Raw genomic sequence first — 12,383 nt, forward strand, 5'->3', positions numbered from 1 at the left:
CTTGTTCAATTATTCCGTTTAGTTAGCTATTTACGGGAAAACAGAACAAATTTAAAAATTCTGTATCCCTGTACAGTTCTTGTTTAAGCCTGATTTTTGAGAACAAAATTTGCCCTAAAGATTTAAATACTCTTTTATCTTATTTATTTTTTCCATAACTTGTTAACGATAAACACAGTTTTAAGGAAAGGAACACCATTAAATCAAACCATTCCGAATTATTATCCATTAAACACAAACTCTATTTAACTATGTATTCATACCGGACGCAATTTACAACACCATTCTAAAAAGAAATAGCATTCATCATTAGTCGTTGTCTTCACCAAAGAAAGACAAGACTCCATCTATAAATCCTTACATAATACATTATGAAAAACTTTACTTATCCGGAAGTATTACTTCCAAGTTGTTTAACCAGAAAAGTCGGCAATAAAATTGCGTTATTGCTGGCTTTTACTCTACTATTGCCTGTATTGGCAAGCGCTCAGAGAGCATACCCTGACTTGGTTCTAACCGCATCTTCGAATGGATCTGATTATCAAATCAGCTTTTCGTATACCGGAGGAGGCGTTGTTGAATGCCAGGAAAGTGAAGTGTATAAGATCGGAATTTATTTGAATTCCTGGGAAACCGGTCTTCAAAAGGAATTTACCGGATCAGGCTATAAAAGCTCCTGGTCCGGAACTTTGGCAGTTGGCCCTTCAAAGAGTGGCAGTTGGCGTGCCCGTTATCAAATTAGCGAAGATTGTGGATGGGCCTGGTGTAACTGTGTAGCCTGGGCGTGGAGCGACTGGAAATCCGCAAGTACAACTGCTATTAAATCTCCAACAAGTATTACTGCTTCCAATCAGGAATTTTTCGATAAAATCGTTTTGAACTGGTCCAAAGGAACTAATATTCCTGATGCAAACGTTGGCTACAATATTTACAGGGGAACAACCGCCTTTGACCGAACTCTGGTTGCACAGGTTGCCGGAAACGCTCGCACCTGGACCGATGAAACAATTGTTCCAAACGATGTATATTATTACTGGGTAACCACCTTTACCGACGATTGGGGAAATCATGAATCACCAAGAAATAGCTCAAACGCCGTTCTTGGAAAAGCAAAAACTTTTAACGTTAACGCATCCGACGGAACATATACTAACCGTGTGAAAGTAGAATGGGACGACTTGTCGGAATTTGCAGAGGAATTGCGTATTGAGCGTAGTGTACCTGAAAGTAGCCAAAAGGAAGAGCTGGCGATTTTGAGCAAAAACGCCCAGGCTTACAGCGACGATGGTGCCATTCCTGGTTACAAACACACTTACTATGTAACACCAATTCACGCAACACGCACCTTCCCTACCCTTAACGACGATGGATACTCCAAACCAAACGGCACCATTAAAGGTACGGTTAAGTCGATTTTGAGTGTTGGAGTAGAAGGAGTTCAGGTATGTGCGATTCCGGTAACACCAAATTTACCGGCCGGAGCATTGTCTATTCCTTCAGGAGGATATTGTACAACTACCGATGTTGACGGCTACTACGAAATACGCAACATTTATTATTACGATGAAGCTGAATTTATAGTGGTACCTTACAAAGACGGACCAAACGGACCACATATTTTTACTCCCGACACCATAACCCGTGTACTTGATCTGAATTCGAAACTTAGTTCTGGAGCCAACTTTACCGATGAGAGTGTTTTCTCTATGGCCGGTAGAGTTGTGTATCCAAAATCAACCGCAGCCGAATGCGGTGTGCCTAAGGTTGAAATTCTGATTAACGGAGAAAGCCGGGGAATTTTTACCGATGCCAACGGCGATTGGAGTTATGCCATACAGGAAGAAGGAGATTACACCTTTACTCCCGAGTTTTTGCATCATACTTTTGAAAATCCATCAGGACAACCATCAACCTCATTCTTTGTGGCCGGCGATTCATTGAACATCAATTTTACCGATACACAAACCGATACCATTTTTGTGAAAGTACAAACGGGGTGCGAAACTCCGGTAGCCGATTCAGTGAAAATACAACTTACTTCGCCGGGCAACTGTTTTAATACCACTTATTATACCGATGCAAATGGTTTGCTTACCATTCACGATCTTCCGGCACGTGAATACGATGTGCAGGTGGTTGAACTTGATCCGGTGAATTCGAACATATTCGACCAAATTGGTTATAAACCAATACGTATTGACCTTACCGTGCGGGATACAGCAGATATGGTGGTTGAACGCGACAGCCTGGACATTACACCGGCCGATACCATCTTCCTGCCCAATGGCACAACAAGTATCACTCCTGCCGACACTACATTAGTGACGGTTACCGATACAACACGAGGGGAAGTGATTCCGGAAGCGAATTTTATTTACCACTCACCTCTCAACATTCAGGTTGATTTTGCCGATGCAGGCGCACAAGTGGTTAATTGTAGCAGTGGAGCGATTACTTTAATGCAGCAAAACGACACTTACACCCTGGTTTTTGAAGTGAACGAGTCGATGGGCGACTGCCCCGTAAATGAAGGATATTTGCGCATTTTTGACTTTGTTGCCGACCGCGGAGATGAGCCAATTGAGGTGCCTATTGTAAACGGTTTTGCAGTTTACACCACACAAGCCGGATTACCCGAAATTGCGGAGAGTGCCGAGCACAATCACGAAAAACTGTTGTATGTGGTTCCTGAAGTTGGATATTTAGACGCCACTCCGCAGGAATACTGGATAATGGTTGAAGGTGTTAAAACACAGGCGCCGTCATTTATTACAAAATCGCCCGAGATGCCAATGCTGGTATTACACGACCCTCCCGGAGACAACAGTTATTCTTACGTTCAGGAAGGCAAATCCTACAAAAGCTTTAATACATTCGAAATGCTTGTGGGTGGAGAAGCAGGAGTTTATGCGAACCTGTTGATAGGAGCTAAAGTACTCACTCCTTTTTCTAGCAATGGATTTGGAACTCAAATTAAATTTAGCGCAGTAGCCGGAAGGGATAATTTTAACCGCAACGGTGTTGAAACCACTATCACTTTCAATGAAACCTTTTCAACTTCCGATTTGGAGAATCTTACCGGAAATGATGGTGACGTGTACATTGGCGCTTCGTTTAACCAGGAATATGCACTGGGAGACGAGCTGACCTTTAATACTGCAACCTGTCAGGCAGAAATAAAAACTGTTCCGACTATTGATGTAACCGGTTTTGCGACAACTTTTGTTTATACCGAAACACACATTAAGAACACCTTGCTTCCAACTCTCGGAGTACTGCGTAGTGCCTTGATTGCCGGTCGCGATACCAGTCTGATGTCACCAGAGGAAAAAATGCAGGCTAACCAGTTACTGGCTGATAGTTTGCACTGGGAGGAAGTGTTGGCACAAAATGATTTAAACAGAGGAGAAGATGCTGTATTTAAAGAGAATATTTCGTTTAGTGCCGGTGCGCCGTATACCAACGAGTATACCACCGACACCACAAATTCGGCATCATTCGAATACTCTGCTTTTATAAATACAGAATTAGCAGCGGGAATAAAACTTGATAATGAATCCGGCGCCTGGTTTGATAGCGAGATCGGAGTTATGGCAAAATTCAGGTGGGCAAACACCTTTAATCAGGGCAACGATACCACTTATTCCCGAACCGTTGGATATATTCTTTCCGACAACGATATTGGCGATTTCTTTAGTGTCGATATCCTGGAGGATAAAGCCTATGGTGTACCTGCTTTCAATCTGAAACTGGGAACTTCAAGTTGTCCGCACGAACCAGGAACACAACCTCGCGACGACGCACGAATCACTGTGTATCCGCCACAGATCAACAACGTTCCGATAGGTGGACAGGCAGTGTTTACAGCCAATTTGCTAAACGAAAGCCAGAGTCGGGAAACCCGTGAATACCACGTAAAAGTAGTATCTACCACAAATCCTGATGGTGCCGTTGTAAAATTAGGTGGCACATCAATCACCAATAGTGGAGCTTCCTATTTTCTGCAATACAACCAAACGGCAAACATTGCACTCACCGTTGAACGCGGACCGATGGCGTCCACTTACGATTCGATTGGTATTATGATGTATCCGCCATGTGAATATTCACTATGGGAGGATGGCGGCAGTGTTACAAGCGCCGATACGGCCTGGATTTTTGTTGATTTCCAAAGCGAGTGTTCAAATGTAGCCTTGCACCTGCCGGGCGATAACTGGCTCGTGAACAGCAACAACGACAACAAACTGGATGTGGCTTTTACGGGCTACGACCGCAACAACGAAAACCTGCAAAGTATTACCCTTCAGTATAAACGTCAGGGTGAAGGCTGGGTTGACGATGTGACTATTGAAAAGGATTTACTTTTGGAAAACTTTTTCGATTACGAGTTTGATGTTTCCGGCCTTACCGATGGCAACTACAGTTTACGCGCCAAGGCAAATTGTGGAATCGAAGGTGGAATTTCTTATTCTTCCGAGCAGTCGGGAATTATCGACCGTTCATCAATTGCTCCATACGGAACGCCTTCGCCTGCCGATGGCTACCTGCGGTACGGGCAGGAAATAAGTGTTGTTTTTGATAAAGACATTAATTGTAATTTTGAAAGTTATTCAGGTGCACCACCAAACATCCGCCTTTTCCTTGAAGATTCCACTGAAATTCCGATAACGGTTCAGTGTTCTCAAAACGAAGATGGAATTATTCTTGCGCCCAACGACGATCTGTTTGCACAACCATCGCTCGAAGGAAAACGTGTTTATGCCGTAGTGGAAGGAATTCAGGATATTTTTGGAAATGTACAGAAATACAAAACCGAGTGGTCGTTCCTGGTGAATGTTAGCCCGGTGTCGTGGAATCCTGAAGAGGTTCATCTTACAGCAGAAGAAACAGAACTGGTGGTACTGAGTGCAAATCTTGATAACAGCGCCAACATAAGCAAATCGTTTACCATTGAAGAGTACCCCGACTGGCTGGTGCCTTCGGTAACTTCGGCTTCGGTATTGGGAGGAAATAGTTTTACCGTTCAATTCTTTGTTGTCGAAGATTTGTTACCTGGATTTTATGAGGGAGAAGTAACTGCCATAATCGACGGTTCGCCCGAAGTACTCATGGTATCGCTTGAGCTGTATGCCGAAGAGATCGACTGGAGTGTAAACCACCCCGATTTCCAGTACAACATGAACATTGTGGCTCAGTTTAGTTCTGACGACAGCGATGAAAACCTGTCGACCGGATTACGCGATAAGATTGCGGCTTATGTTGATGGTGAATTGCGCGGTGTTGGTAACATCATGTATGTTCCTGAACTCAGCAAATATGCTGCATTTATTACTATATCGGGAAATCTGACAGGCGAAAACGGAAGTTTGCTCGAGGCCGAAGATTACGTGGATGACCTGAGTGTGAAGGACATTACTTTTACCGAAGATGGCAAAACGTATGAAGCCACACGTTTTAAGAAAAACAACTGGATCGACTTTGATATTTATGCAACAAAACCAGGCATTTTCACGGCCGAGTTTAAAGCTGCAGGAAGCAAAGCCGGCGACGTTGATGTTTATGTCGACGGAAATCCGGGCACAAGCCTAACGATCCCTGCTACCGGAAGTACCTATGCAATATATACCGCTCAGTTCGAGGTTCCGGCCGGTGCGCATACACTGCGCATTCAGTCGACCAGTGCTGAATTCGATCTCGACTGGATTAATTTCCCCGAGTATCATGTTCGGAATCAGCATACTACTGAAGTCATCAAATTCAGAATGTGGGATGGTTTAAATGGTATTGAATATGGTGCCATTGAAGAACTCACCTTCTTTAACGACGGAGTAGTCGGAAACGCAGAAGAGCCTTTCATTTTACATCCGGCAGGTGGTATTCAGCAACGGATGCTGGCAAAAGGATGGAACTGGATCTCGGTGAATAAAGAAAGTAACGACATGAGTGTAGGCAAAGTGTTCGAGAGCCTTACTCCACCAACTTCGCTAAACGATATTACACTGAAATCACAGTCGGGATATTCGCAGTTTAGTCAAATGACTGGCTGGCAGGGAACACTCTCTGATGTTGATATCAAAACGGGTTATATGATATTCCTGAGTGCCCATGGCGACACCCTGAGCCTGATTGGAAATGAACCTGAAACGGATGTAAGTATTCCGTTAAATCCGAAGTGGAACTGGATCGGCTATCCAAAATCAGAGATCTTACCCATTGATAGCGTGTTGGAGCTGCTTTCGGCAGGACCGGGAGACGTAATTAAAAGCCAGTACGAATATGGCGAATACAATCAAAGCACGGATTCGTGGGTTGGCGATCTGAAATTCTTCCAACCGGGACTGGGTTATAAGTTGTTTGTTGGCAATAGCGACAACATCACAATAATGAAATCGGGTAATACAGATGAGCTCTTCCTGAAACACGAGTATAACATGACCCTGACAGCGATTGTTGATTTTGGGGAATTTCCAACTTCCGACAGGTACAGGATTCAAACCTATATCAACGATCAGCTGCGTGGCGATGTTCCGCTTTCGTACCTGAACCCGATAGACAAGTATATGGCATTTGCTATGGTTTACGGCGATCGTTCAGACATTGGCGAATCGGTTAAAACAGTGTTATGGGACGAATACAACCAGAAACAAATTAAGCTGGTTTCGCCTGAGTTAAACTTTACCATCGATAAGATTAATGGTACGGTTGATAATCCGGTTATTCTTTCGATAGCTGAAGACGAACTACTTCCTGAGGATGAAGGACAGTACAACTTTAATAACTATCCAAATCCTTTCCGAAGTAATACCACTATTCAGTACACCATTCCGGAGGACACGCATGTTATGCTAACAGTAACAAATTCTGTTGGCAGAGAAATCAGGCGTATTGTTGATGTGGAACAAATAGCAGGGCAATACAGCTATGATTTCAATGCGGCTGGCCTGGCTGACGGTATTTATTATTGCACACTTAAAACAAATGATTTTGTAGAGACTAAAAAACTGATTCTGTTAAAGAAATAGCAGGGTTTGATTTGAAATAGAAAAAGGTGGCCGAATAAAACGGCCACCTTTTTTATGTGGAAAAATATCTGCTAAAGATTAATTTTGATCGCCAGGACCTAAATTTGGATTCGCATCAATTTCTTCTTGCGGAATTTTAAATATCCACTCATCATTAACTGATGGTTTATCTTGCTGGAATCCGCTTTGGTACAAACCGGCAGAAGCACCGGAACCACCATCTGCTGCATGGTCAATTCCTTCGTCCCAACGTATCTTATCAGTGTAAAGAAATCCTTCTCCCCATAATTCTAAAGCTCTCTGGAACTTAATATGTTCCATCAATTTTTCTTTAGTATCGTACATCGTAACATCATAAGCACTATCGCGTTCTTCGCCCAATGGTTTTAACGCATTTTGTGCAGCTTCAATATTGCCTAACATGGCTTCTGCTTCGGCTTCTATCAAATACATTTCAGAAGAACGCATTAAAATAATATCATCCGGATCTGTGGTACCGGGTGCTTTATTTCTCATTTTTACGTGCATATACGGATGCGTATTATGACTGGAAGTCCATCCGTAAACACTGGCAAGCCTGTCAATTTCAGCATCAAATTCTTCTTCTGTTGTGTATAACGGATTTGTGTTGTTATCCCATCCTCCTTCTCCATTAGAAGCTGAAGTATTCGAGTTTGGAGCATCTTTTAAGAACAATCCTTTTCTATAATCCGTATCCGGAATTTGAGCGTATAACCGCTTATCCATAATTTTAGGATTATTTCGAACCTGACTTCCATTAAATGTATTGCTCATTAAATAAAAATACGAACGGAAATAAGTTGTTTCAGTAGTAATCACGTTACTTCCCCAAATAACTTCAGGAAGTAAGGTTGTATTAAATCCTGAATAATAATCATCTTTATCCATAATCGGATAATTCTGACGTGCCATCACCGCTGCATCCGCCGCGGTTCTCCATTCCCCCATGTTTAATGCAATGCGAGCTTTTAAACCATATGCAACGTCAATATTTAGTTGAGATTTGTCAAATGCATTACCGGTTGGCCTTGGAGTTGCCCCATCAAAATAGCTTATGGCAGCATCAATATCTGACATACACTGGTCATAAATTTCTTTTACTGTAGACCTGGGCGCACTTGTAAAAGGAGCTTCCGAAGCAAATAATAAAGGTACACCTGGATCTGATTCAGGGTTGCCAATCAGATAGCCTTTGGCATAGTGCTGAACCAATGAAAGGTAAGCATAAGCTCTGTAGGAATAAGCTTGCCCAATAATCTCTTTAAATTTTGCATCTTCAGGAATAGTGCCTTCAGCGGCTTTATTAATAATTGCATTGGCACTGGCAATGATATGATAGCGTTGATACCACAACTGTTTGGTTGTTCTGGATGTTTCCTGGTTATGAGAAATCCATTGTGCATCGTCTTGCCAACCCAAATTGTTAGCCCTGGCACTATGAATTATTCCTCCTGCTAAATTATCCCCTAACGGAACCCAATAATGATTTCCTGACCTGTAACTATCTCCCCCGGAAAGCATAGTTTGTGGTTGAGCATATAATAAACGATGCAGGCCATTTAGAATAAGTGCCATATTTTCAGCAGATGCTAGTGCATCACCGGAAGAAATAGCATCTGTTGGTTTTGTTTCCAAAAAGTCTTCGTGACACGATGTTGTTGCAATAGCTACTATTACAAGTAACAAGATTATCTTTTTAAACATAGTTATTATGTTTTAATTATTTTTTATGATTAAAATGTAACATTTAATCCAATCGAGAATACTCTCGATGGGTTAAAATCATCTCCCTCAGGTGTTCCTGACAAGTTGTATTGAGGATCGAGTCCTGTTCGCTTGCTTTTTAGATATAAATTCTCTCCGGTAAGTGATAATCTTAAATTGTCAACACCAATTTTATCCGTAACAGAACCGTCAAAAGTATAGCCTAAGCTAACATTTTTCAATGTCCAGAAAGACGCATCTGTTAAAAACCGGGAAGATTGTGACTGTACTAAATCAACATTTCCATTTTCCATTCTGGGCACACTGGTTACATCGCCCGGATTTCTCCATGCATCCAGAATATCAGGATGAAGCGATCGACCATAAGTACCACTATGCATCATAGCAGCATATCCATAGTCTAAAAATTTACCTCCGATACCATATGTCATTAAAACATTCAAGTCGAATCCTTTATAACTAAAATAATTCGATACTGATCCTAAAACATCAGGTATGGAGTTGTCTCCTGTGTAGGCTCTTTCAGTTTCTTCCCAATCATTTGTGGTTTCCTGATTTCCATTATCATCCAAAACAGGTACACTATTACCATCTTCATCAAATTCAAACATCCAGAACAATTGATCTCCAGTATCCGGGTCTACATCTGCAGTTTGAAGTATATAAAAATCATAGATTGATCTACCTTCTGCCCATCTTTTTGATCCATCTATAAAAGGATCAGGAATTTTCGTTATTTCATTTTTAAACGTCGATGCCTGAACTGTCATATCCCATTTAAAGTCCCCTTTGTCAATGATATGTCCGGTTAATCCTATTTCAATTCCTGAATTATACAAATCGGCAATGTTCGATGGCACAGTATTTAAACCATTACTTAACGGAATTGGTAAATCATAAAGCAGATCGGTTGAATTTTTCTTGTAATATTCAACAGAACCATCAATAAGATTATTGAATAAACCAAATTCCAAGGCTACGTCGAAACTTCCAACCGTTTCCCATTGCAAGTCGGCATTACCAATTTCTGACCAATAAATGGCAGGATTACCTGCGTTTGATGTCAATCCGTATCTAGGTTGAGATAAGAAGAAGTCGCCCAGATCATCGTTACCAACCTGGCCGTAAGAGGCGCGGAGTTTTAAATGATTAACCCAGCTAACACTTTTCATGAAGTTTTCCTGATCGATTCTCCAGGAACCGCCTACTGAATAGAAGTTACCCCATCTTGATTTTTCATCAAAAACAGATGAAGCATCTCTTCTTACTGAAGCACTGATATAATATTTACCATCGAAATTATAGTTGGCCCTTAAGAAATAACCTTCAATAGTTTTTTCAGTTGTGGCTCCTCCTAAACTAATGGGCTCTGCAAAATTGTCAAATTCATAAATACCTGTAGCAACTTGTTTAATCGCCGAACCATCAATACCTGAATAAATTCGTTGGAAGCTTTCGTGTCCTGCTGTAATGTCTACACTGTGAACCTCATTAAAGTATTTTTTGAAGGTTAAAATCTGATTGAAGTTTTCAACATCTCTCCGATATCTGTCTTCACCATACCTTCCGGTTGGTTGAGCATCACCAATAATATGGTTTTCATATTCTTTTTCTAAACCTTCATTTATATCTCTACCATAATTCAATCTAAGATTAAGCCCTTCGATAATTGCAAAGTCGGCAAAGAATCTTACTCCATAGGTATTATTTCTTTTTGTTTCATCATTTAACAGCAATTCCTGGAATGCATGACGACCTTGATTGACTGGTCTTGAACCGATATTGTATTCCGAATAACCTTCACCGTTATCAAAAACAGGCTCTCCTCCGGCATCCAACACTAAGTTTCCATTCTGGTCATTAACATACACCGGATAAATTGAGCCAATGTTTTTAGCAAATCCGAAAGGATTCACAATACTAGTTGTTCCGGCTGAAGTTGGTCCTGCAGACTCAGTAATAGCAATGTTTGCACTACCTCCAAGTTTCAACCAGTCTGCAGCATCGAATTCGGCATTTAAACGTGAAGTAATACGATTAAAATTAGTTGTAACCACATATCCTTCTTCATCCAGGTACGAAGCAGAAAAGAATACTTTATGCCTGTCGCCTCCACCTGCTACATTAACATTGTAATTTGTTCTTAATCCGGTTTGTTCCATTTCATCATACCAGTCTAAGCTTTTATAAATTACGCTCGCGTTCGGATTTAACATTCCATCAGTGCCAACAATTTGATCATTTGCCACATTAAATGGGTTATACCCTAAATTATTGTAGATATTTGCAGAAGCGTAGGTCGGATCTCCGCCACCGGCACTCGAATTTTTTAAAGCCTGCCACATCATTTCATAATACTGCCCCGGAGAAACTTCATCGTAGCTCGGAATACTTCGGCTAACAATACCTACCTGAGCAGATACAGAAGTTTTTATAGCTCCTTTAGTACCATTTTTAGTTGTTATCAAAACAACACCATTAGCCGCCCTTGACCCGTATAATGACGTTGAAGCGGCATCTTTAAGGATCGTAAAAGATTCGATATCTTCCTGGTTAATTGTATTTAACGAACCTTCATACTGTATACCATCAACAATATACAACGGATCAGAACTTCCATTAAGTGTTCCTACACCGCGAATAACTAGATTAGGTGAAGAACCTGGTTGCCCTGATGCAGAAGTAAATTGTACTCCTGTTGCTCTACCCTCAATTGCTGCAATCGGAGAAGTAACATTACGTGATGATAATTCTTCAGCCCCCACTACATCGGCAGAGCCAGTAAATGCCTGCTTAGTTGATGTACCATAAGCAGTTACAATCACTTCATCAAGTCCTAATACATCCGACTCAAGGTTAACATTAATTACAGAACCTGTTGCCGGCATCTCAACTGTTTTCATACCAACAAACGAAAACACAATTGTTTGCGCATCTGTTGGAATGTCGAAGGAATAAACACCATCAATATTGGTTACTGTACCAACGGTGGTTCCTTTAACACTTACTGATACACCCGGTATTGGAGAATTGTCTTCAGAATTTAATACGGTTCCGGAAACGCTCCTAACCTGTGCACTTGCTATTTGTACACCTACTATAAGAGTACAAATAAGAAATAGCGTCAGTTTTTTCATTGAAAATAAATTTGATAGATTAATGAATAATTATGTATTGCACAATTATGTGCACATATACAATAGAATTAGTTGTACAGCCTAAATAGTTTTTGTTTTAAGTTTTAAATCCCATGAATATTCGGGATACCCGCAATTGAATCATTCGATTCAACCACATTCACAATTTACAATCATACCCGATTGTATTTTTTATCACTTTTATTTGCTCACAATTGTTAGACAATGCTGTAACCTTTTACCCCTAAAAAAGTTCACATTTAATTATTAAAAGAGTTTCGATCTAATTGTTTACTACACGAAAACTCGTGTGATGCTGTGAGCCACTGTTTATATTTTCAATTTAAAATACGAATACACTGTTGTTCAACAAAATGCAACCAGTAATAATATACAGAGAATGAAGAAAAACGTTACAAATCTTACTCTTTTTTGCATAATACAATAACATTCTTTTTGTTTGCAAGCATTTGATACT

The 12,383-nt window shown here is 40.9% G+C and carries 3 protein-coding genes; 1 reads left to right on the forward strand and 2 read right to left on the reverse strand.

Annotation, left to right across the window (positions count from 1 at the left end; genetic code table 11):
• Window positions 1-371: 371 nt before the first annotated feature.
• A complete protein-coding gene (locus LH29_RS22140) occupies window positions 372-7,022 on the forward strand; it encodes a T9SS type A sorting domain-containing protein (protein WP_045033521.1) in 6,651 nt (2,216 codons plus the stop codon).
• A gap of 78 nt (window positions 7,023-7,100) precedes the next feature.
• On the opposite strand, the gene LH29_RS22145 is transcribed toward LH29_RS22140, so the two are convergent.
• A complete protein-coding gene (locus LH29_RS22145; RefSeq protein ID WP_045033522.1) occupies window positions 7,101-8,747 on the reverse strand; it encodes a RagB/SusD family nutrient uptake outer membrane protein in 1,647 nt (548 codons plus the stop codon).
• Window positions 8,748-8,776: 29 nt separating this feature from the next.
• Window positions 8,777-11,905: a SusC/RagA family TonB-linked outer membrane protein gene (locus LH29_RS22150; RefSeq protein ID WP_045033523.1), complete on the reverse strand. Its 3,129-nt coding sequence runs from the start codon at window positions 11,903-11,905 to the stop codon at window positions 8,777-8,779.
• Between the last annotated feature and the right edge of the window lie 478 nt (window positions 11,906-12,383).

It is taken from the genome of Draconibacterium sediminis (assembly GCF_000949475.1).
Taxonomy (GTDB): domain Bacteria; phylum Bacteroidota; class Bacteroidia; order Bacteroidales; family Prolixibacteraceae; genus Draconibacterium; species Draconibacterium sediminis.